The sequence below is a fragment of the Bifidobacterium callitrichos DSM 23973 genome, from assembly GCF_000741175.1.
GTDB lineage: Bacteria > Actinomycetota > Actinomycetes > Actinomycetales > Bifidobacteriaceae > Bifidobacterium > Bifidobacterium callitrichos.
This window is the reverse complement of the sequence record NZ_JGYS01000006.1, coordinates 83,347-103,533: the sequence shown is the minus strand read 5'-3', so window position 1 is coordinate 103,533 and position 20,187 is coordinate 83,347. Positions and strand designations below refer to the sequence as shown.

Annotated in this window: 22 protein-coding genes and 4 tRNA genes; 13 read left to right on the top strand and 13 right to left on the bottom strand. The window is 64.4% G+C overall.

From position 1 onward, the window contains the following. Positions 1–12: 12 nt before the first annotated feature. The 4 genes from BCAL_RS04685 to BCAL_RS13930 form a co-directional block, all read right to left on the bottom strand. Positions 13–654: an IMPACT family protein gene (locus BCAL_RS04685; protein ID WP_043164555.1), complete on the bottom strand. Its 642-nt coding sequence runs from the start codon at positions 652–654 to the stop codon at positions 13–15. Positions 655–662: 8 nt separating this feature from the next. Next, positions 663–1,697: a D-2-hydroxyacid dehydrogenase family protein gene (locus BCAL_RS04680; RefSeq protein ID WP_052119025.1), complete on the bottom strand. Its 1,035-nt coding sequence runs from the start codon at positions 1,695–1,697 to the stop codon at positions 663–665. Positions 1,698–1,863: 166 nt separating this feature from the next. Then, positions 1,864–3,279, bottom strand: a complete 1,416-nt coding sequence (locus BCAL_RS04675; RefSeq protein ID WP_081887252.1) for a CapA family protein — start codon at positions 3,277–3,279, stop codon at positions 1,864–1,866. Between the two features lie 147 nt (positions 3,280–3,426). Further along, entirely contained in the window at positions 3,427–3,552 is a 126-nt protein-coding gene (locus tag BCAL_RS13930; RefSeq protein WP_274518247.1) for a hypothetical protein, read from the bottom strand. Between the two features lie 59 nt (positions 3,553–3,611). Between BCAL_RS13930 and BCAL_RS04670 the strand changes: the two genes are divergently transcribed. From BCAL_RS04670 to BCAL_RS04610, 12 genes are all read left to right on the top strand, one after another. Further along, positions 3,612–3,698: transfer RNA gene (locus BCAL_RS04670), tRNA-Ser, on the top strand. A gap of 208 nt (positions 3,699–3,906) precedes the next feature. After that, positions 3,907–5,388: a tyrosine-type recombinase/integrase gene (locus BCAL_RS04665; protein ID WP_043164557.1), complete on the top strand. Its 1,482-nt coding sequence runs from the start codon at positions 3,907–3,909 to the stop codon at positions 5,386–5,388. Between the two features lie 401 nt (positions 5,389–5,789). Continuing rightward, positions 5,790–6,002 carry a MerR family transcriptional regulator gene (locus tag BCAL_RS04660; RefSeq protein ID WP_043164559.1) on the top strand — a complete coding sequence of 71 codons (213 nt, stop codon included), beginning with the start codon at positions 5,790–5,792 and terminating at the stop codon, positions 6,000–6,002. Positions 6,003–6,009: 7 nt separating this feature from the next. Continuing rightward, on the top strand, positions 6,010–6,645 hold the full coding sequence (locus tag BCAL_RS04655; protein WP_043164561.1) for a hypothetical protein: 636 nt from the start codon (positions 6,010–6,012) through the stop codon (positions 6,643–6,645). Then, a complete protein-coding gene (locus tag BCAL_RS04650; RefSeq protein ID WP_043164563.1) occupies positions 6,642–8,159 on the top strand; it encodes a hypothetical protein in 1,518 nt (505 codons plus the stop codon). The genes BCAL_RS04655 and BCAL_RS04650 overlap by 4 nt, the downstream gene beginning before the upstream one ends. A 300-nt stretch (positions 8,160–8,459) precedes the next feature. Then, positions 8,460–8,711, top strand: coding sequence for a hypothetical protein (locus BCAL_RS04645; protein ID WP_043164565.1), 252 nt, complete (start codon positions 8,460–8,462; stop codon positions 8,709–8,711). Next, positions 8,692–9,024 carry a hypothetical protein gene (locus tag BCAL_RS04640; protein WP_043164567.1) on the top strand — a complete coding sequence of 111 codons (333 nt, stop codon included), beginning with the start codon at positions 8,692–8,694 and terminating at the stop codon, positions 9,022–9,024. Before BCAL_RS04645 ends, BCAL_RS04640 begins: the two co-directional genes overlap by 20 nt. A gap of 3 nt (positions 9,025–9,027) precedes the next feature. Then, positions 9,028–9,663 carry a hypothetical protein gene (locus tag BCAL_RS04635; protein ID WP_043164569.1) on the top strand — a complete coding sequence of 212 codons (636 nt, stop codon included), beginning with the start codon at positions 9,028–9,030 and terminating at the stop codon, positions 9,661–9,663. Between the two features lie 439 nt (positions 9,664–10,102). Then, positions 10,103–10,294: a helix-turn-helix transcriptional regulator gene (locus BCAL_RS04625; RefSeq protein ID WP_043164573.1), complete on the top strand. Its 192-nt coding sequence runs from the start codon at positions 10,103–10,105 to the stop codon at positions 10,292–10,294. A gap of 132 nt (positions 10,295–10,426) precedes the next feature. Then, entirely contained in the window at positions 10,427–10,660 is a 234-nt protein-coding gene (locus BCAL_RS04620) for a hypothetical protein (RefSeq protein WP_043164575.1), read from the top strand. Next, a complete protein-coding gene (locus BCAL_RS04615) occupies positions 10,657–10,899 on the top strand; it encodes a hypothetical protein (protein ID WP_193350933.1) in 243 nt (80 codons plus the stop codon). Before BCAL_RS04620 ends, BCAL_RS04615 begins: the two co-directional genes overlap by 4 nt. Next, positions 10,896–11,282, top strand: a complete 387-nt coding sequence (locus tag BCAL_RS04610; protein ID WP_152600305.1) for a hypothetical protein — start codon at positions 10,896–10,898, stop codon at positions 11,280–11,282. The genes BCAL_RS04615 and BCAL_RS04610 overlap by 4 nt, the downstream gene beginning before the upstream one ends. Before the next feature lie 825 nt (positions 11,283–12,107). Here BCAL_RS04610 and BCAL_RS04605 read toward each other — a convergent pair. Then, on the bottom strand, positions 12,108–13,055 hold the full coding sequence (locus BCAL_RS04605; protein ID WP_043164578.1) for an EamA family transporter: 948 nt from the start codon (positions 13,053–13,055) through the stop codon (positions 12,108–12,110). A 276-nt stretch (positions 13,056–13,331) separates the two neighbouring features. On the opposite strand from BCAL_RS04605, the gene dinB reads away from it, so the two are divergent. Continuing rightward, complete coding sequence (dinB, locus tag BCAL_RS04600; RefSeq protein WP_043164579.1) at positions 13,332–14,603, top strand: DNA polymerase IV; 1,272 nt, start codon at positions 13,332–13,334, stop codon at positions 14,601–14,603. Between the two features lie 12 nt (positions 14,604–14,615). Here dinB and dapC read toward each other — a convergent pair whose 3' ends face one another. The 8 genes from dapC to BCAL_RS04560 form a co-directional block, all read right to left on the bottom strand. After that, positions 14,616–15,806 (bottom strand): succinyldiaminopimelate transaminase, encoded by a 1,191-nt coding sequence (dapC, locus tag BCAL_RS04595; RefSeq protein ID WP_043164581.1) that lies wholly within the window; start codon positions 15,804–15,806, stop codon positions 14,616–14,618. A gap of 185 nt (positions 15,807–15,991) precedes the next feature. Next, entirely contained in the window at positions 15,992–16,315 is a 324-nt protein-coding gene (fdxA, locus tag BCAL_RS04590) for a ferredoxin (RefSeq protein WP_043164583.1), read from the bottom strand. A gap of 105 nt (positions 16,316–16,420) precedes the next feature. Continuing rightward, positions 16,421–17,947, bottom strand: a complete 1,527-nt coding sequence (locus BCAL_RS04585; protein WP_043164585.1) for an amino acid permease — start codon at positions 17,945–17,947, stop codon at positions 16,421–16,423. A gap of 188 nt (positions 17,948–18,135) precedes the next feature. After that, a complete protein-coding gene (locus BCAL_RS04580) occupies positions 18,136–19,404 on the bottom strand; it encodes a UDP-N-acetylmuramate dehydrogenase (protein WP_043164587.1) in 1,269 nt (422 codons plus the stop codon). Positions 19,405–19,480: 76 nt separating this feature from the next. Next, complete coding sequence (gene rpmG / locus BCAL_RS04575) at positions 19,481–19,648, bottom strand: 50S ribosomal protein L33 (protein WP_007053013.1); 168 nt, start codon at positions 19,646–19,648, stop codon at positions 19,481–19,483. 55 nt (positions 19,649–19,703) lie between these two features. Continuing rightward, positions 19,704–19,777: transfer RNA gene (locus tag BCAL_RS04570), tRNA-Met, on the bottom strand. Positions 19,778–19,781: 4 nt separating this feature from the next. Continuing rightward, a tRNA-Thr gene (locus BCAL_RS04565) sits at positions 19,782–19,853 on the bottom strand. Position 19,854: 1 nt separating this feature from the next. After that, positions 19,855–19,936, bottom strand: a tRNA-Tyr gene (locus tag BCAL_RS04560). Positions 19,937–20,187 lie beyond the last annotated feature (251 nt).

Genomic DNA, 20,187 nt, shown 5'->3' with positions numbered 1-20,187 from the left:
TCAGCTTAGTTCCTAGTCGAGGGCGACCGCGCGGTTCACCACGTCCATAGGCTCCGGGGTCACGGTCGCGTTGAAGGTCTCCGTGACGAGTTCCTCGAAGCGTGCGGTGTTGTCGAGCGGCATCGAGGCGACGAGCGTGACGTCGGCCGCGTACGTCTCGTCGGACTGCGTGCCGTCGACGGCGGCGAGGATCTGCCCGAATCGCTTGAGCTGCGGGTACTCAAGGGAGACGAGATAGCGTCGGCACGGCACGATCGCGGCCTTGCGCGCGGCCTTGACGGCGATCGAGGCACCGGTCGAGTACGCGCGGATGAGCCCGCCGGAGCCGAGCAGGATGCCGCCGAAATAGCGGGTGACAGCCACGACGCAGTCGGTCAGATCGTTGGCACGCAGCACGTCGAGGATCGGCTTGCCGGCGGTGCCGGACGGTTCACCGTCATCGCTCATGCGTTCGGCCACACGCCCGTCGGCACCGCCGGTGACGGCCGCATAGGCGACGTGACGGGATTTGGGGTGACGTTCGCGGATCGATTCAACAAAGGCGAGCGCCTCGTCGAGCGTGTCGACGTGCGCGGCGTCGCCAATGAACTCGGACTTCTTCTCAACGAACGCGTCATGCGCGGGTTCGTTCACGGGGTCAAGGATCGTCTGCATCGGCCGGCTCAGTTCCGCCGTGCGCCGGATTCGACGGCGTCATGCTCGGCGTCATGCTCGGAGACGACGACGTTGACCTCGCCGCCGGTGAGGAAGGCGCGCGTGGCCTCGACCATCTGGCGCGTGAGGTCCGAGAACGCGCCATCGGTGCGCCATGCGACGTGCGGGGTGAGTACGACCCCGGGCATCGCACGCAACGGGTCGTCGGCGGGCAGCGGCTCCCGATCGTACACGTCGAGTGCCGCGGCCACGTCGCCCTGTGCGAGACGGGCCGCGAGCGCGCCGGGTTCGATGACCTCGGCGCGGGCGGTGTTGACAAGCATCGCGCCGGGTTTGAGATGCGCGAGATTGTCGGCGGTGATGAGTCCGCGCGTGGCGCCGTCGATGAGCGGCAGGTGGATGGAGACGACGTCGGCCGCGGCGATGAGCTCGTTCATATCCGCGATCGGGGTGACGCCGAGTTCGGCGAATCGGGCGGAGGGCGTGTGTCCGCTGCTCCACGCCGTGACCTCCATGCCGAAGGCCTTCGCGATGCGCGCCACGGTGGAGCCGATGCCGCCGAGTCCGATGATGGCGAGTCTGCGGCCGGCGAGCTGGAGGCCGTCGGCGTGGGGCCCACCCCAACCGCCTCGCTTCATACGGTCGTCGAGTTCGCCGACGTGGCGTAGCAGTTCGAACAGCAGGGCGAACGTGTGTTCGGCCACCGCATTGTCGCCGTAGTGTTCGGCGTTGCAGACGCGTACGCCGAGTTCGCGGGCGAGCGCGAGGTTGATGTAGCTGGCGACGCCGGTGCCGGAGAAGACGATGCACCTGACATGGCCGCCCTCCTCGCCGCCTGCGCGAACGCCTGCCGATATGCGGCGCAGCAGATCGTCGGAAATGTGCGGACCGGCGTTGATCATCACGTCGGCGTCGGCCACGCGTCGCGCGATCGTGTCGGCGTCCTCGGTGAACTCCTCGAAGATACGCACCCGGGCGATGTCGCGCAGCGCCTCCAGTCTTGCCTTGAACGGTGCGATGATCGAGACGATGGCGGACGGCATGACGACCAGCGGTAGGTCGTCGCGTTCGGGTTGCGTTTCGAATACCCTCGGAGCGGACGCCGTTGCGGCGCCGCCGATGCCGTTGCTCTGTATGCCGTTGCTCTGTGTGATCGTGGTCTTCTCGGTCATGGTCTCCACCTTAGTATTTTCATCCGGCCTATTTGGACTACTTGGTCGATGTCGACGATGTTTCGTCGGTGAGACGCCATTCGCGTACGACGTTCGGATCGGCGCCCATCGAATAGATCACCTTGGAGATGCGTTGACGCTGCGCCGTGTCCGCCGCTTCGGAATTGCATACGCCGTCCGGCTTGTCGGAGGATATCGGGCACCATGCATAGGAGCCCTGACGCATGCTCACGCTGGGCACCCAATCGATGCGATTGACCCGCCACGAGCCTTTCACGCCCTTGCGGCCCGCGAACTGGATGCGTGCGGTGACGCCCTGATTGTTGACGTCATGGCCGGGAATCGTGCTGACGACGCTCACCGCATTGCCCAGTCCGTAGATGATCCAGGTGCCGTTGTAATGCTCGATCGGCTGTGCGCAGTGGCATCCGGCGCCGTAGATGACGTCGAACGCGCCGGTGTCGGCGAGCGCGTGCGCCTCGGACTGCTGGTAGGAGTCCGCATAGTCGAGGTACTCCTGCAGGGAGTGCATGGCGACGGCGACCACGTCGGCGCCCTGTTCGCGCGCCTTGTTCGCCTTGTCGACGAGCCGGCGGATGTCCGAATCGTGGTTGGGGTCGCCGCTCTGACGCAGACGGTCCACGCGCCAATCGGCGTCCGCGGTCATGCCGTTGAGCGAGACGGTGCCGGTGACGAGTCCCAGCTTGCCGCCGCCGGTCGGCGAGTCGATGACCAGAGGTTTGAGGGAGTCCTCCTCGGTCTTGTAGGAGCCGGTCTGGGCGATGCCGTTCGCCGCAAGCGTGTCCCACAACCGGTCGATGCCGGCGGCGCCCTGATCCCAGGAGTGGTTGGTCGCATGCGTGCACGCGTGGTAGCCGACATGCCGCGCCGCATCGGCCACCTCGGGCGGGATGTTGAACACCGGGTATCCGGTGTAGGGGCCGCCGCGCTGGGCGATCGGCGTCTCGAACTCGCATACGGCGATGTCGGAGGCCTGGATGTACTTGCGCATCGGCTCGAACAGCGGGTCGAAGTCGAACGCCGTGCCGTCGGTCGCCGCGGTGTTGGCGGAGGCGAAGTGCTTCCACAGGTTGGGATGGAAGAGCAGGTCGCCGTTGACGAGCATCGCGATACAGTCCCTATCGGGGCAGTCGGGCGAATTGCCGTGGTGTTCGATGGCGACCGGCTTGGGCGCGGTCTGGGGGCGGTCGAGCGCGCCGGCGGAGGATCCAGCCCCGTTCGCGGCGCTCGGCGCGGGTGCGGTTCCGAAGCGTTCGATCATCGCCCTCGCCCCGGCGCCGAGCGCGACCGCAAGCGCGACGGCGAGCACGGCCGCCAATATGGCGATCGCGCGCGATGCCGCTCTGCTCCCGCCTCCGGTACGGGCGTGACGACCGTATTCACCGGTATGACGACCGGTATATCTTCCGCTATGGCGACTGTTCCGGACCATTCTGACTCCCACTCTCTCTGCCCTCACGGCTCGCCCCGATATGAGACTGCGTCATGACGATCACAGCGATTCGGGGGGTGTCGTCGGTTGTTTAGGTCTAGAATAGTCCGCGGAGACGGACGGACAATGGCGTACCTCCGGCTCCGCCTACAAGTGTTTACACAGGGCGGTGCCGGAGAGCTTCATAGCAAGCGCCGTCAGACGCATGAATTTCTGATTCGTCTGACGGATTTTTTGTTTTTTCTTCGATTTGGCGGGTCGCACCTCGATCATGGTGTATAGTTACATGCTGTTGCGCTTCAGACTGCGACAACGCCTGTCTGATGCAACACGGAGTGATGCCTGAGTGGCCGAAAGGGGCACCCTGCTAAGGTGTTAGTTGCGTTAGCGGCTCGGGGGTTCGAATCCCCCTCACTCCGCGATCAAGGGATTTACGGGAAACCGTGAATCCCTTTTTTCATGCCAAAAACGGCGGTATTCCAACGGTTTCAAGGCCTTCCAGCGCTCGCAGACGGGTATCGTGAGGGTGCGTAGGGGCGCGTGGTTATGCACAGGGGAAGTGGTAAACAAAGTGGTAACGAAACGGGGTGCAAACCGTTTCCCACCCTAGGTGTTTGGAGATCGGATATGGGACGGCCACGGAAGCGACTGCGGGCGAGCGAAGGCAAGCGCACCGCGAAGCGCGTGAGGCGAAACGGCAAGGTGTACGAATACGTCGAGTACTCGTTTGTGACGCCGTTGTGGGCGTTCACCAAATGGCCGGATGTGAAACTGCCCGCACGTACTTCCAAGCTGTTCGCGCTGGATCGAACACTGGACGGCGAGGCGTGGCTGAACGAGAGCCTTAGGGCCGTGCACGCCGGCACGTGGATGCCTGAGAAGCTGAAGCAAGCCAAGGCGAAGCGCGAGGGGATCACGTTCCGCGAGTTCGCCACCGACTGGGTGGAACACCGCAAGAAGACCGACGGATCGGACCTGAAGGAAACCGCGAAACAGAAATACCGGGAGTCGCTGGACCTGTACCTACTGCCATACTTCGGCGACATGGCATTGACGGACATCACGCCGAAGGTCGTTCAGGCGTGGTTCGATTCGTTCACCACGGCCCGGCTCGACGCGGACCTGAGCAACCGCAGGGCGCACGTGTACCGTCATCTGCAAACCATGATGCGAAGCGCCGCCGCCGAGCCCATCGACAACGAGGGTCACACGCTCATCCCCATATCCCCGTGCCGGATCAGGGTCGGCAAGCCGCAGGTGAAGCATACGCCGGTACGTCCCACCCGCGAACAGCTCGACGCCCTACTGGACGCCCTCCCCGAATACGTTCGGATGGTGGCGCGCATCTGCGACAGCACCGGCCTGCGCGAGGGCGAGGCGCTGGGACTGTGCCGCAGGCACATCGACCTTAAGGGGCTGAAAATACACGTGCGACAGCAGGTCCAGCGCGTCAGGAACGCGAAGACCGGCAGGTACGAGACGGTTATCACCACGCCCAAGACCGTTTCAAGCGTCGCGGACGTGCCCATGACGCAGGCACTCGCCGACGCGCTCGCCGACTGGATCGACTCCCATAGGATCACGAACCCCGACGCCCCGCTGTTCACATCCAAGCGGACCGGCACATGGATAACCCCGCAAAACTATCGGAACGCCTTCGCGGACGCCCGCAGGAAGGTGCCGGGGCTGGAGACCATGCGCCCGCACGACCTGCGCAAGGACTGTCTTAGCCGCATGGCCGAAGCAGGTGCCACCATACCCGAAATCATGCGGCAGGGCCGGCACGTGAGCATGGACGTCGCATCACGCTATCAGGTCACCGGCGAGGACCACATGAACGACGTCATGACAAGGATGAACGACTACGAGACCGGCAGGAGCACACCGTCGGCGAGCGCGACAGCGCCCGACATCGGGGGAACGGCTTCGGGTGACACCGTGGACGCGAACCCCGTCGCGCTCGCCGGCGTGCTTGCTGGGATGGACGCGGTGGCGCGTGGCGTGGTGCTCGCGTCACTGCCGCCCGAGAGGCGCGGGGCGGTGCTCGCCGCCATGTCCAGCATCGGACGGTCGGCCAATGCGATTGGATCGGAGGAAGGACACGTATGAGACGACACGCCGAAACCGGATAGATTCTTGAATGTGAAGCGCAACAATTCACGAGTGTAAAACACTCTTAACACATGCTGCACGATTCGTCACAAAGTACCCCCAAAACGGTACTTTGTCACGCGATATGACACAAATAAGCGCAACTGGACGCAGAATCGAACATGGAAAATGTTTGATTCACTGCCCTATCTACCGTGAATTACGCTCTTCACCCCCGACTGGCTCTCAGCAAACGCGCACGATGCACTAATATATGCCTCGCCGCGATGTTACGTCTAACAAACGCAACATCACGCACAGAAAAAGTGAACGCCCCGGAGATTAGGCCCTCCGGAGCGTTCTGACCCACCACCGGGGCGCGCGAAAACGCGCCCCACTACCCATTAGGAAGGTCAACCATGAATAATACAACCACCGCCTCATACGGCGAGCCGAACGGCCGTACATCCCGCGTCAGGCTCGAACCGCTGAAGTCCGCCACCAAATCACTCGGATTCACTGACGACCGCGTGACCATGCGACTCATCCGCGAAGGCAAGCTCAAGGCCATCAAGATCAGTAACCGGATCATGGTCACCACAGCCTCCCTCGACAAGTTCGTAGGAGCCTGAACCAACCATGACGACCACGAATAAAACCCCTGAAGCCAACAACTTCAAGGGGCTGGACGAACACACCCAAATCACCCGCGCAGCGCTCGCGGACGGCCGTGCACGCGACGACTCCGATCCGAACGGGATCGGGTACGTGCTGACCATGACGGCCGGCCATCTCATCGAACGCGCCTACGGCCCCTACCTGCTGACCATCTCCCCGAAACTGGACGAGACGGCCCGCATGGCCGCACTCTACGTGTACGCAAGCCACATACACGCCATGCCCGTACGGTTCGACGCATGGCTGGGAGACCCCGCCGCATGCTGCCTCATAGGCGGGATAGCCCAACTGCTACCCAACGGGATCATAGGAGTGGACGCCTCACCCGCCACCGGCCATCGCCGTATCCGCATCACCGGCACCGACACCGACCGGCGCATGTACGGCATACTCGACGCGATCAACCTCCCCGACCGCTCCCGATACGACGCGGCCTATGTACGCGAACGCATCGCAGACAGCGCACGCCGATACCGGCCGGCGATCCTCCAGACCGTCGGCGAGCGCTACGCGCGTATCCCCGAGACCATAGGAGCGCTCGCCGGCGACACATGGCCCACCGTGGCCGAAATGCTGACCGGGGGCGAGGCCATATGACGCCGCCATATACGAACGACACCGACGACGCCACGAGCGCGATCATGATGCGCGAGACGTTCGCCACACTGCCGCCCGAGGCTAAACAACAGGACATGAACGCCGCAGCACTCGCCGACATGACGGACGACGACACCGACAGGTTCGAGGCGTTTTGGGACCGGGCTCCGTATCTGAGGCAGATACGGGACACGGCCCGGCAATCGCAGGCCGCGCCGTGGAGTTCGTTCATGGCGGTATTGGCCCGAGTGTCCAACCTACTGCCGCCCCATGTCGTGATACCGCCGTTCGTGGGGGCGCGCTGCGCTTCATTGAACCTGTTCGTGGCGTTGGTCGGCCCGAGCGGCAAGGGCAAGGGCGCGTCCGAAAGCGTCGCGGCCAAGCTCATACCGGACATGCGGGGTGCCGTGATCGACCCGCCCGGATCGGGCGAGGGCATAGTCACCATGTTCTGCGAGCGCGTGGCCGACGAAAGCGGAGACGCCGACGGCCGGCAGGCGCGCACCCTATTACGCTGCGCCAACACGCGCGCACTGTTGTCCATGCCGGAGGTGAGTTCGTTGGGTGCCGTCATGGCCCGACAGGGAAGCACATTGGCCGGCGAGCTGACCAAGGCGTGGAGCGGGGAGCCGCTTGGGAGCCGCACGAAGTACTCTGCGGGCACGTTCCGTGCCCCGTCCTTCGGATACCGGCTGAACCTCATAGTGGGCGTCCAGTACGGCAAGGCCGGGATACTGTTCGACGAGGCCGATATGGGTCTGCCGCAACGGTTCCTATGTGCGGACACGCAGGACGACCGCCGGTACGCGATCACATACGACCAATGGACCCCCGGCGACGTCAAACCGCTCATAGACGACACATCACGGTTCCCCGACAGCCCGGAGTCGATACAGTCGCTGTACCGGCAGGGCGACAGGTGGAACATGATCGACCACGGGAGCACGTACCCGCTCGTCATGATCCGATACCCCGAGACGGTGAGACGTGAAACGTTCGAGGCGAGACGCCGCAACCTTGTGGGCGAGGCCGGCGACGACCTCGACGCACACGGCAACCTCGTACGCCTCAAGGTCGCCGCCCTGCTGCCGTGGCTGGACCCCGACCGCGAGGACCCCATGACCGTGACGGAAGACGATTGGGCGCTCGCCGGCGAAGTGCTCGCCTATTCGCAGTCGGTACGCCGCCGCTGCCTCGACATGGAACGCGAGAGCCGGCAGGCGCGCGAGACCGACCGGGCGCGACTCAAACGGACCGCGATCCGCGAGGCCGAGGAGGATCAAGCTGACCTAGAGGCCGAGACCCCCGCGAAGGTCACGGCGTTCCTATCGAAACGGGAGCGGCAGGGGCGTTCGTACACGGGCAAGGCCATACGCAACAGCGTGGGCAAGAAATGGAGAACCTACGTAGTCCATGCGATAGAGGACATGGCGAAGGCGTCGCCGCCGCGCATCGTATGCACGCAGGCAGGTGGAACCACGCTCACATCCATGTGGACGTTGCCCAACAGGTAGGCCGCATAGCCGAGATAGTTAGGGCCTCGCCTACCCACCTACCCGCCTACCCGTTGGAAACACTAGCCTCCCGCCCGCCTACCATATCCGCCTACCCGCCTACTCGAAACGCGCCGACGCCACGCGGTAGGCAGGTAGGCCAAACAGGTAGGCAACCGTGAACCCTACTCCCGCAACGGGTAGGCAGGTAGGCAGGTAGGCACACCCCCAACCGGCACACGGCATCCGCCTACCTACCCGACACCACCCCCAACCACCACACGACACAACCACCACACACCACGAAAAGAGGAAAACCACATGGACTATCAGACTATCCGGCAACGACTGGAGGACCACACGGACAACGTAGCCACCGACCGACAGATACTATCCGTCATCGCCATTGCAATCATCGGCATAGCCGAGACAGTGAACCACATCTCAGCGCAGGCCGACCGGCAGGTCGAACTACTCACCCGCATCGAGGCCATGCTGAACGAACTCAAAGGCATGGACCCCGACGCGACGCCACGGGACGACGGAGGTCACCATGACGACGAACGCCTCTAGGCCGGACGCCGGACGCGATCCCCTCGCGCTCGCCGACACGCGCGACGTCAAGGCCATGTTCATAGGCGACGTGCAGCAGCAGCGACGCGACGCCCGCCGGCTCGCCGGCTCCCTGCTGCGCGCCGCCGCCCACGCGATCACGGCCGGAGCCGACACGTTCACGTTCCACGTGCCCGCCGACCCGCTCGCCGCGTCGGTGCAGGCCGCGAGCATGCTCCAGCTCGCGCAGCAGCTCTCGCCCATCACCCGCAACGCCGATCCGAAATGGGACCGGCCCGACCCGCGACACACGCAAAACAACCGAAAGGACTGAATCATGAACAACAACGACAACACGACCACGGCCTACAGGCACACCCCCGGATACGTCAATTGGGACTGCGGTTTCTTCTCGGGGGCCGACAACCCCAAGACTGTGTTCAAGAGCGACCTCCCCGAATGGGGCATGTCGCTCGTCGTCGAAATGGACGACGACCGCAAGGAACTGTGGTGCACGCTCACGGGCTCGGAAGTGTGCATACCGGACTTCGATCATATGAACCCCGCCCGCCTTCGGGAGCTCGCGGGTACAACCCCCGCGCTGCTGACATGGCTCACAGACCTCGTTAACGTCGTCCGACGCTTCGAGACCGACAATCCGGGGATCGAGCCGCCACTGGACCTCGAAGTACGCCCGGAGTACACGCCCGACAACGATTGCGGCCGTCCGCTCTTCGCCCTGCACTCGCCCGGCTTCACGAACTATGAGCTGGGAGGCGCGCGACTGCGCTTCGCCTCCACCTTCCAACCACTCGGAATGAAGTTCACGGCCGGCCTGACCGCTGCTGACGAAGACAAAGGCGCGATGTACAAGACAATCGTCCCCCTCGAACCCGTGGGCGCGTTCGACCTGCGCGGCTCCGACGAGCTCGCACGGATCACTCGACAGTGCGAACGAAGCCTTGCCCCATAGCTGAACGACTGCGCCGACGCCACCGAATGGATCGAGCAGCACCACTGAAAACAGCCGGCAGACGCTGCGATCCGGCATCGCATTAGATCCTCTCCCGCGCGCGATCCCACGTCACCGGGAGCACGCGCAGGGAAAGGGGCGGTAGAATCCCGAAGCCGCCCGGCCGGCGAAACACTGTCCGCATGGCCGTGGGCCTCCCCCTCCGAACGAAGTCGCCCCATCGCGCGAGGCCGTCGGCGAGCGCGACGGGGCGGGTATCCCCCAACGTCATGCGTCGGACCGCCGGCGAGGCGGCTCGCAGGTTTTCGCTAATCAAACATTCCGTCACGGGTGCGTCCGCCCCATACCCGACCCCGCCTCACGGTACATACCTAACTACTTGACAATACATAGTTAACTATGTATAATGGGGGAAGGTAAACCCGAAAGGGGGTGATCAATGACACTACGAGAGCTCCGTGAGGCGAAGGGCTGGACGCAGGCGCAACTCGCCAAGGCGAGCGGCGTACCGCAACAGGTCATCAGCGCGTACGAGCGGGGCGCGAAGGACTGGAGACACATGCCACTGGAACGGGCCATAGCGCTCGCCGACGCGCTCGACTGCGACGACCTGCGCCACATCGGAGACTAACCAACGGAAAAGGCCCCGGAGCGCTGGAACCACCCCGAGGCCGACGCCGAACCGGAAACACACTGGAAAATCAGCCGGAAGGGCGCTCACGATCATACCGTGGACCCCTTCCCGGCAGGAAGGAAACACACCATGAGCATCATCACCACCGCATTCAGATACCGCGTGGTCGCCACGGACGCGACGGGGAACACGCGCGCCGCGATCTACCACACCAACAACCTGCGCGAGGCCAAGGCCATAGCCGCGAACTACACGGCCGCGCACGCGCCGGACGGCTCCGCACACGCCGAACCGAACCCCGAGCACGGCAACGGCCGCACGCGCAAGCCTCACACCCGCCCGACCGGGGAGGCGACGCGATGAGCCGAGTCGTTAAATGCAGCCGCTGCCGTCGCCGCTTCCGCGAGAACGCGGCCGACGCGGCACAGTGGAACGTCGTCTTCAAGGCCGGCCGCGTGACCGGCTACCTATGCCCCGACTGTCAGAGCGACGAGGAACGACTGGAGGCACAGGTGAACGAAGCCACGCTCGACTACGCCCACGGCGCGATCCTGCCCGACGGCCGCGCGTGGGTACCGTTCAAGGGGGAGGCGACGGCATGAACACGCGGACAACTCCCCCGCTCCCCCGCCTCCAATTGCAGCACACGCCCGGCTGGAGGTTCGACGTATACCCCGAACGCGACTCGAAGGATACCGAACTCGTCGTGTTCTCCAGCGACAACGACGACTTCAACCTCGACTTCAATATCGACGTGTTCGCCGACGGTGCCGTGTCCAGCTCGCTCAGCCCCGGCGGCACCTCGGAGATAACCGACCCCACAGTCGAACAGCTCAACCAGCTCGCCGACCACACGGGACGGTTGCGGGCATGGCTGAACGACCTCGCCGTGGTCGCCGCATGGACCGACGAGCATCGCGCCGAACTCGCAGGAATGATACCAACAAGCAAGCAAAATGTCGGTCTGCCAATAACACCACACTGACCCATCCCACCACAACGGCCCGGCGATCCACACGGACGCCGGGCCGCACCATACCCGCCGGCGAGCGCGACGCGGATAGGGCGGTGGAATATCCGAGACAGCCAAGGCCGGCCCACTGTACCGCATGCGGTGGGCCTCCCCCTCCGACCGATCGACCGGGGGTCGCGCGCGAGGATATGCAATCCGTCGGCGAGCGCGACGAGGGTATCGTAGGAGCAATGGAGAAGCGTAACGGCGCGTGGCCGCGCGTGGTTTTCGGCGTGTTAAGTGGGAAATAGAGTGGTAACGGTTTTTCACCGAATGCCACAACACCAATGTTTCCAATACCTCATGGCATGTCAGTGTGGAATCCCCCTCACTCCGCGATCAAGGGATTTACGGGAAACCGTGAATCCCTTTTTTCATGCCGAAAACGGCGGTATTCCAACGGTTTCAAGGCCTTCCAGCGCTCGCCACGGAGCCCCAAAAGCACCACAAAAGTTCCCATGGCTCAACCTTTCAGCCAATCGCCCCTCTGCTCACCCAACCGACACCCGTCAAACCAACCGACACACGTTCAATCGACCGTCACAGCGCTCCCTTCACCCCTCTCTCGCTCCTCAGCGTCATTTTTTTCCGAAATCACCCCATTGCTCGGGAATATGTGACGCTGGCGATTTCTGGGCGTCACTTATTCCCGAGCAATGGACGAACTTCGGGAATAAGTGACGCTCAGGACGCTCAGGACGCTCAGGACGGCTCAGGGCACCGGTATCCTTGTCCAGTCCGAGCGGATGGCCGCCCCCTGTTTCGGGGATGATGACCCTGAAATCTCCCAAGGTATGATCAGTCGCCCGGAGCCGGGGTGTTGTCACCGGAGAAGGTGACGATCACGGCGAGGATGACCAGTCCGACGCCGATCATCTCGGCGACGCCCGGTATCTCGCCGAGGAACAGTCCGACCGCGATCGCGACCGCGGGATTGATGGACTGCATGACGGAGAACGCGGCCGGCGTCACGCGACGCATCGTGACCTGTTCGATGACGTAGGGGAAGAACGAGGCGAGCAGCGAGACGACGAACAACAGACCGAACAGCTTCAGCGGCCCTGCAGGTTCGAGCGCCCACGTGGCGCTCGCCTTGGGATGTACCAGATGCCGGACTGCGGGAACGCCGAGGAACAGCGACTGCAAAGCCCAGCCGATCGCGATCGCGATGCACAGGTTGTCGAGCGAGTTGCCACCGGAGGCGATGTGCCGGCCGGTGACGATGTACACGCCCCACATCGATCCGCCGATGAGGATCGCGACTAGGCCGATGAGGAAGTTGCCGTTGCCGTCCGGGTTGGCGAGCGAGATGCCCGCGAGCAGGACGACGCCGACCGCCGCGATGGCGATGCCGACCCGTTCGCGCCAGCTGTGTCCGGTGATCACGGCAACCGACAGCGGACCCACGAATTCGATCGCGACGGCGATGCCCATGTCCATGTTGCTGATCGCGACGTAGAACATCGTGTTCATGAGCACGAGCGACACGCCGAGCAGCACCACCCAGCCCCAGCTGCGCGCATCGCGGTGGAACAGGTGCGCGCGTTTGGCCGCGGACCAAGGACGACGCCATAGCAGCAACAGCACCGCCATGAATCCGACACGATACCACACCGCGTACAGCGGGTCGAGCTGCGTGAACGCGAGTTTGGCGATGGCGGTCGCCGAGTAGATAATGATCGCCTCGCATACGACGATCACGACAACAGGCACACGGTTCAGCACATCGACCACAGCTCTCTTCATATCCGTCAACGCTACACGAGCCGCGCTCCCCCGCCTAATGCCACCGATCCCCCACGATACGCAGTCATGATACGGACAGAAAAGTGGACGAAGTCCACGATCGAACCACGTAGGAAGGTAGAAAATCCAGACACACGAGCGGTCGGCCGTGCCGTCCTGTTCACGACCGTAGGCCTGGCCGAGCGGCCTTGAGCGTGTCGTGAACAGGACGGCATGGCCGACCGCGGTACCGAGATCCGAAGAGAGGAGCCTCAGCATACAGCTACAATCGGCGATATGAGCACCGCACCGAGACTGGCCGCCGCCAAACGCGATTGGGGGCACGACGAGACCGGATGCACCGTGCTGCATATCGATATGGACGCGTTCTACGCCTCGCTCGAGGTGGCACGTCATCCGGAGCTCAAGGGCAGACCGGTGATCATCGGCACGGGCCCGCGTTCGGTGGTGTCCGCCGCCAGCTATGAGGCGAGACGGTACGGCATCAATTCGGCGATGCCTTCGGCCCGCGCCCGTCAGCTGTGCCCGGACGGCGTCTTCCTGCCGGTGGACATGCGCTACTACCGGTCGGTGTCACGCGAGATCATGACCACCGTCTTCCACGCCGTCACCGATCAGGTGGAGCAGGTGTCAGTCGATGAAGGGTATATGGACGTCTCGGGCGCGCTGCTCGCCTGGAAACGGCCGAGCGCGATCGGCGCATGGATCCGCGCCGAGGTGGAGCGCCGGTTCCATGTGACCTGTTCTGTGGGTGTCGCGGCGAACAAGCTCGTGGCGAAGATGGCGTCGACGAACGCCAAGCCGAACGGCATGCTGCTGATCCCGAAGGCCCGGTCGGCCGAGTTCGTGCAGCTGATGCCGTTGCGCGGCATTCCCGGCATCGGCCCGTCGCTGGAGAAGCGGCTCAACTCGTGGGGCATCGATTCAGTGGCCGATCTGGCGGCGACGAGCATGGAGACGCTGCAACGGGCGACCGGCTCTCCGGCGGCCGCGCACGGCCTGTGGATGGCGTCGCGCGGTCTTGATGATCGCACGGTGACGCCGGTTCGCGTGGAGAAGTCGATCGGCTCGGAGGAGACGCTGCTTGAGGACACCACCGATCAGCGTGTGGTGTGTCGTCTGCTGCGCGAGGCGTGCGATGAAGTGGCCGGCTCGCTGCGCCGCCGAGGCTTCGTGGCGCGCACGGTCACGGTGAAGCTGCGGTTCGCCGACCTGAGCTATCGCACGCGGTCGCGTACGCTGCAGCGCCCGGTGGATACGGCGAGCGCGCTGTATCCGCAGTGCGTGCGTCTGCTGCATGAGATGCTGGGGATGGATATGGATGCGGGCGACGCCCCATTGCCGAAGCTGATCCGGCTGGCGGGGATGAGCGCCAGCGGTCTGTCGGACACGGCTGCGACGGCGGTGCAGCCTTCGTTGGACGACATGATCGAGGAGGCGGAAAGCGCCGATGCGAGCACGACGAGCGATCGAAGACGCCGGGCCGAGGCCGCACTGGATGCGGTGCGGCAACGGTTCGGCAATCAAGCGGTCAAGTTCGGCGCGTAGCAGGCAAGGCACTCACGCAGCGCGCAGGCGGGCGCAGGCGGCGTCGATCGCCTCGTCGGTGGCGGTGGCGGAGAAACGCAGGTATGCGGGAGCGCCGTAGAACTCGCCGGGGCTGGCGATGATGCCGATGCGGGCGAGATCGGCCATGTCGGCCCAGCAGTCGCCGGTGATGGCCCTGACCCACGCGTACAGTGCGCCGGACGGCATCGCCGCGTCATAGCCATGCGCGCGCAGGGCGTCGACGAGTCGGATCAGCCGATCATGGTAGCGGCGCCACTGCTCGCGTACCGATTCGACATCACGCAGGCCGGCGGCCATGGCGGCCTGCACCGGGCCGGGGATGATCTGGCCGATCTGCTTGCGGTATTCGGCCATGTCCGTGACGAGCCGGTAATCGCCGGCGATGAGCGCGGTGCGATAGCCGGCCATGTTGCTCTGTTTAGACAGCGAGTAGAGGACGAGCACGCCGTCGGCGCTGTTCTCGCACACGCGCGAGTTCAGCGCGCAGGGTGTGGCGGAGAGGTTGAATGCGTCGGCCGCGGTGGTTTCGTTCGATTCGGCGGCCGGAGCGATCGAGGCAGTCGTGGCCGACCGCCAGTCCATAAGCGCGTAGCATTCGTCGGACAGGACGACCGCGCCGATCGAACGAGCGGCCGCCACGATGTCGGCGAGCCAGTCGGCGCCGAGCACCTCACCGGTGGGGTTGCACGGCGAGTTGACCCATACGGCCTTCACGTTCGGCACGTGCCGCCACGACTCCACGTCGGCCACGTCGTCGACCTTGAGCACCGTCGCCCCGGCCAGCTGGGTGCCGATCTCGTACGTCGGGTAGGAGACCTTCGGCTGGACGACGACGTCGCCCTCGCCCAGATGCAGCAGCGAGGCCATCAGCGCGACGGCCTCCTTGGAGCCGACGGTGGGGACGACGGCCGCGTTGATCGACTTCAGGTCCACGCCGCGCAGGTGGCGGAACCACCAGTCGATCGCCCCCTTGAGGTCGGCGGTGCCTGCGGTGACGGGGTATCCGTGGGCGTTCGCCGCGTCGGATCCGCCCGCGAGGGCGTCCCGCACGGATGCCGGGACCGGATCGACCGGGGAGCCGACGGACAGGTCGATCATGCCGCCTTCGACCGTCTGCGCGGTCTTCTTGTAGCCCGCGATGCGGGACCAGTCATACGGCGATGAATACGCGTGGAAACCCATGGGCGTGAAGCCTTTCTCTCTGCTTGTCCCGCCTCGCCGGCTTGCCGGGCGTTCGCGATGGAGCGCCGGGACCGGAAAAGCGGGAACGGTTGTGCAACAAGGATAGCCGCCTGACGAAAAATCCTCCCCGAGATGGGGAGGATTTCGATACGGAAACGCCCGTACCCGCTTGCGATCGGAGGCGATCAGTCCTGATTCTGCGGGGGCAGCGCCGCGACCTGCTCGGGGTCCTTGCCGATCGGGCCGTGGGCGGAGGCGCCGCCGAAATCACCGACCTCGGCGAAGAAGTTGGCGGCGGCATCCTTGTACCAAGCCCACTCGTCCGGCAGATCATCCTCGTAGAAGATGGCCTCGGTCGGGCAGACCGGCTCGCACGCACCGCAGTCGACGCACTCGTTCGGGTTGATGTACAGCGAGCGGGAGCCCTCGTAGATGCAGTCGACCGGGCACTCGTCCACGCAGGCCTTGTCCTTGACGTCAACGCAAGGCTGGGCGACAACGTATGGCATCGGATCCTCCTTAGATCAAACTGCTCTAAGGATAGTCTCGCGCGCGGACTCGCTGTGCTGCATTCGCCGCGCCCCTTGCCGCGTCAACCGTTGACTCAGGTTGACTCAGCCGTTGACCGCCTTGTCGGTTTCGGCGGAGAGCTTGTCGGTCAGGTCGCCCTTGCCGAGTCGCGCATGCCAGTAGCCGTAGCCGAAGTAGATCGCGAAGCCGACGACGAGCCACACGACGAAACGGATCCAGGTCAGGACCGTGAGGTTGAGCATGAGCCACAGGTTCGCCAGACCGATGAGGATCGGAATCCACGGATTGCCGGGCATCTTGAAGGCGCGCGGCAGGTCGGGGCGCTTGGCTCGCATGATCGGGATGGAGATCGCGACGAGCGTGAACGCGGAAAGCGTGCCGATGTTCACCATGTCGGAGAGGACACCGATGTCGAAGCATGCGGCGACGAGGGCGACGACCACGCCGACGCCGATCTGCAGGCCGGCCGGGGTGCCGTGCTTGCCGGTCTTGGACAGGCTACGCGGCAGCAGGCCGTCACGGCTCATCGCGAAGACGATGCGGGTCAGGCCCAGCAGCAGCACCATGACGACGGTGGCGAGCCCCAGCACGATGCCGAAACTGATGATCTTGGCGGCCCAGTTGGCGCCGACCAGCTCGAACGCGGTGGCCAGCGACGGGCTGTCCTGCTTGGCGAGATCCTTGTAGGAGACCATGCCGGTGGTGACGACGGCGACGAGCATGTACATGACGATGATCAGCGCCATGCCGACGCCGATGCCGAGCGGCACGTTCCTGTGCGGGTTCTTGGTCTCCTCGGAGGCGGTGGCCACGACGTCGAAGCCGATGAACGCGAAGAACACGAGCGCCGCGCCGGACAGGATGCCGGGCACACCGTAGATGGACGGGGTCATGCCGGTGGCCCACTGCCACAGCGGCTGGCCCATCACGCCGGCGACGGCCGCGGAGCTCTGCACGTTGGAGGCGGGCTCGCTCGGCGGGATGAACGGCGTGAAGTTGGACGCCTTGACGTAGAAGAAGCCGACGATCACGACGAAGAACACGATCGCGATCTTGAGCACGGTCATCGCTCCGTCCACGCGGGCGCCGATCTTGGTGCCGAACACGAGCAGCGTGGTGAAGAACGCGACGATGATGATCGGGGCGACGTCGAGGTTGAACGAGCCGATGGCGATGTTCGTGTTGGCGTCCCAACCCATCAGACGCATGAAGTCGTTGAGGTAGACGCCCCAGTACTTGGAGATCACGGAACCCGCCATGAGCATCTCGAGGATCAGGTCCCAGCCGATGATCCACGCCATGATCTCGCCGACCGTGGTGTACGTGAAGGTGTAGGCGGAGCCCGCCACCGGGATCATCGAGGCGAATTCGGCGTAGCACATGACGGCCGCGCCGCACACGATGCCGGCGATCAGGAAGCTGATGATGACGGCGGGGCCGGCGTGGAACGCGGCCGCCTGCGCGCCGACCGAGAAGATGCCGGCGCCGACGGCGACGGCGACGCCCATGATGGACAGATCCCACCACGTGAGGTTGCGCTTGAGCGTGCGACCCTCCTCGCCGGTTTCGGCGATGGTCTGCTCGACGGATTTGGTTCGGAATAGTTGCATGTTGGTTATGGCCTTCTGCTCTCCGGAATTTGTTCGAGTAGAGAGTATAGGCCGAAAACCGTTCATTGCGGAAGACAACGTTACGGGAATGTATCAAGCCTTCCGGATGCTGGACGCCGTGGATCGTCCGTGAGCGCTCACGGAGCGTTCACGGACGATCCACGGACGATCCACGGACGATCACGATGTCACGGGCGCAGATCGATGCCCACGCACACCGGCTCCGGGACCAGCGCGACGCCGAAGCGCTCCCTGACGCCCGCCTGCACGGCCTTGGCGAGGGCGACGATGTCGTCCGAGGAGGCGTCGCCACGATTGGTCAGCGCCAGCGTGTGCCGCGTGGACAGGCTGGCGGGGACGCCGTCCCTCCCGGATGCACCGGCGAGCGCGAATCCCTTGTGGAATCCGGCGTGATCGATGAGCCACGCGGCGGAGGTCTTGACGCCTTCGCCCCCGTCGGGCAGCGTCGCCGCGAACCGCGGCGCGTCCTCGGGCAGCTTCGCGGCCTCCTCGGGCGTCAGTATCGGATTCATGAAGAACGAGCCGCAGCTGTGGCGGTCGTAGTCGGCCGCAGGCAGTCCGGAGTGGTCCCGGCCGGCATGGCCGTCTCGGCCGTCCCGGCCGGCGGGTGCGGCGCCGTCGGCGAGACGCCTCAAGTCGGCGATGATGTTCTCCTCGCGCTTGGTGCCGATCATGGCCGTCTCGACATAGCGGGTCGGATCCTCGAGCATGCCCTTGGAGGCGCGCACGGCGAGCACGGCGTCGCGGATCGCGGTCGTCCTCATCCGCGCCCCCACATCGACGCCGAGCGCCTTGGCGAGCTGTCCGAAACCGACCGTGCCGTTCGCCGAATGCCTGAGCGCGAACGTGACGGACAGCACCACGTAGCGTGGCGTGGGGAAGAACCGGTCGGCGGGCGTCGCCGGAGCGGCATACATGCTCGTCTTGAGCGCCGAGGAGCGGTATCCGAAGTGAAGGTCCTCGGGCGTGAGCTCGCAGGTGGTCTTGGTCTCGCGGTCCCACACCTCGACCGATTCGACGCAGGTCGCGACCTCCTGGCCGTATGCGCCGATGTTCTGCACCACGCAGGCGCCGACCGTGCCGGGGATGCCGGACAGGCCCTCGACGCCCTCGAGGCCGAGTGAAACGGTGAACGCCACGAAATCGTCCCAGTTGGCACCGGCCTCGGCGTTGACATGGACGGTGCGGTCCTCCCCTTCGACGGGCGCGGCCTCGTCAGGCACGGTGATGCGTCGGCGGGCGTCGCGCACGACGACGCCTTCGAACGGTTCATCGGAAACGAGCATGTTGGAGCCGCCGCCGATGACGCACAGCGGCAGTCCCTTGGAATCGGTCTCCTCAACGGCCTCGATGACGCCGACGCGGGTGGTCGGCTCTACGAAACGGGCGATGTGCCCGCCCACTCCGATCGTGGTGATCTCTGCAAAGCTGGTCATAACTGACTATCGTACTTGCAAAACGCAAGGAACCCGGCCTGTTGGGGCCGGGTTCCTTGGGAAAGCCTTAGCGTGCTCAGCGGGTCTCGCGGTGCACGGTCTGCTTGCCGCAGCGCGGGCAGAACTTCTTCAGCTCGAGGCGATCGGGCGTGTTACGACGGTTCTTCGTCGTGATGTAGTTACGCTCCTTGCACTCGGTGCATGCCAGCGTGATGCCGGGACGGATGTCGGCGCTCTTAGCCATGTTCATTCACCTCTGTAGTCTAAAAGGAACGCCCGTCAGCCGACGGGCGCATTTGTAGCGAGGAAGAGGCTCGAACTCTTGACCTTACGATTATGAGTCGTACGCTCTAGCCAGCTGAGCTACCCCGCCAGAGAGCCCCGAGTGAGAATTGGACTCACGACCTCTTCCTTACCAAGGAAGTGCTCTACCACTGAGCTATCGGGGCGTGGCGGGTATAGGATTCGAACCTATGAAGCACGAAGCGGCTGATTTACAGTCAGCTCCCTTTGACCGCTTGGGAAACCCGCCAGTCGTCACTCTCGGAGGTCTTGTTTGTTTTGACCTCGTCAGGCAACTCGAACATCATGCCATGGGATTTCCGAGCGCGCAAGTCGGTGTCGGCGAATCGGGTTTAAAAACATCATTTTGACATCCTCAAATCGTTGGAATTCCAACGAAAGATGAATTTTCGGCGAAAAGCGTCCATCGGCGTGTCGCGAGGCCTTAAAACAGGGTTTCGAGGCCTCATACGCGCCTCATGAGCAGCTGAAATCGGACCG

Excerpts from the sequence above, each read along its gene's own strand:
- BCAL_RS04625 (WP_043164573.1), top strand. The coding sequence starts at position 10,103 with ATGACACTACGAGAGCTCCGTGAGGCGAAGGGCTGGACGCAGGCGCAA.
- BCAL_RS04635 (WP_043164569.1), top strand. The coding sequence starts at position 9,028 with ATGAACAACAACGACAACACGACCACGGCCTACAGGCACACCCCCGGA.
- BCAL_RS04605 (WP_043164578.1), bottom strand. The coding sequence starts at position 13,055 with ATGAAGAGAGCTGTGGTCGATGTGCTGAACCGTGTGCCTGTTGTCGTG.
- BCAL_RS04640 (WP_043164567.1), top strand. The coding sequence starts at position 8,692 with ATGACGACGAACGCCTCTAGGCCGGACGCCGGACGCGATCCCCTCGCG.
- BCAL_RS04685 (WP_043164555.1), bottom strand. The coding sequence starts at position 654 with ATGCAGACGATCCTTGACCCCGTGAACGAACCCGCGCATGACGCGTTC.
- BCAL_RS04610 (WP_152600305.1), top strand. The coding sequence starts at position 10,896 with ATGAACACGCGGACAACTCCCCCGCTCCCCCGCCTCCAATTGCAGCAC.
- BCAL_RS04620 (WP_043164575.1), top strand. The coding sequence starts at position 10,427 with ATGAGCATCATCACCACCGCATTCAGATACCGCGTGGTCGCCACGGAC.
- BCAL_RS04585 (WP_043164585.1), bottom strand. The coding sequence starts at position 17,947 with ATGCAACTATTCCGAACCAAATCCGTCGAGCAGACCATCGCCGAAACC.
- BCAL_RS04655 (WP_043164561.1), top strand. The coding sequence starts at position 6,010 with ATGACGACCACGAATAAAACCCCTGAAGCCAACAACTTCAAGGGGCTG.
- BCAL_RS13930 (WP_274518247.1), bottom strand. The coding sequence starts at position 3,552 with ATGATCGAGGTGCGACCCGCCAAATCGAAGAAAAAACAAAAAATCCGT.
- BCAL_RS04675 (WP_081887252.1), bottom strand. The coding sequence starts at position 3,279 with ATGGTCCGGAACAGTCGCCATAGCGGAAGATATACCGGTCGTCATACC.
- BCAL_RS04665 (WP_043164557.1), top strand. The coding sequence starts at position 3,907 with ATGGGACGGCCACGGAAGCGACTGCGGGCGAGCGAAGGCAAGCGCACC.
- BCAL_RS04680 (WP_052119025.1), bottom strand. The coding sequence starts at position 1,697 with ATGCCGTCCGCCATCGTCTCGATCATCGCACCGTTCAAGGCAAGACTG.
- BCAL_RS04650 (WP_043164563.1), top strand. The coding sequence starts at position 6,642 with ATGACGCCGCCATATACGAACGACACCGACGACGCCACGAGCGCGATC.
- dapC (WP_043164581.1), bottom strand. The coding sequence starts at position 15,806 with ATGGGTTTCCACGCGTATTCATCGCCGTATGACTGGTCCCGCATCGCG.
- fdxA (WP_043164583.1), bottom strand. The coding sequence starts at position 16,315 with ATGCCATACGTTGTCGCCCAGCCTTGCGTTGACGTCAAGGACAAGGCC.
- BCAL_RS04645 (WP_043164565.1), top strand. The coding sequence starts at position 8,460 with ATGGACTATCAGACTATCCGGCAACGACTGGAGGACCACACGGACAAC.
- rpmG (WP_007053013.1), bottom strand. The coding sequence starts at position 19,648 with ATGGCTAAGAGCGCCGACATCCGTCCCGGCATCACGCTGGCATGCACC.
- BCAL_RS04660 (WP_043164559.1), top strand. The coding sequence starts at position 5,790 with ATGAATAATACAACCACCGCCTCATACGGCGAGCCGAACGGCCGTACA.
- BCAL_RS04615 (WP_193350933.1), top strand. The coding sequence starts at position 10,657 with ATGAGCCGAGTCGTTAAATGCAGCCGCTGCCGTCGCCGCTTCCGCGAG.
- BCAL_RS04580 (WP_043164587.1), bottom strand. The coding sequence starts at position 19,404 with ATGACCAGCTTTGCAGAGATCACCACGATCGGAGTGGGCGGGCACATC.
- dinB (WP_043164579.1), top strand. The coding sequence starts at position 13,332 with ATGAGCACCGCACCGAGACTGGCCGCCGCCAAACGCGATTGGGGGCAC.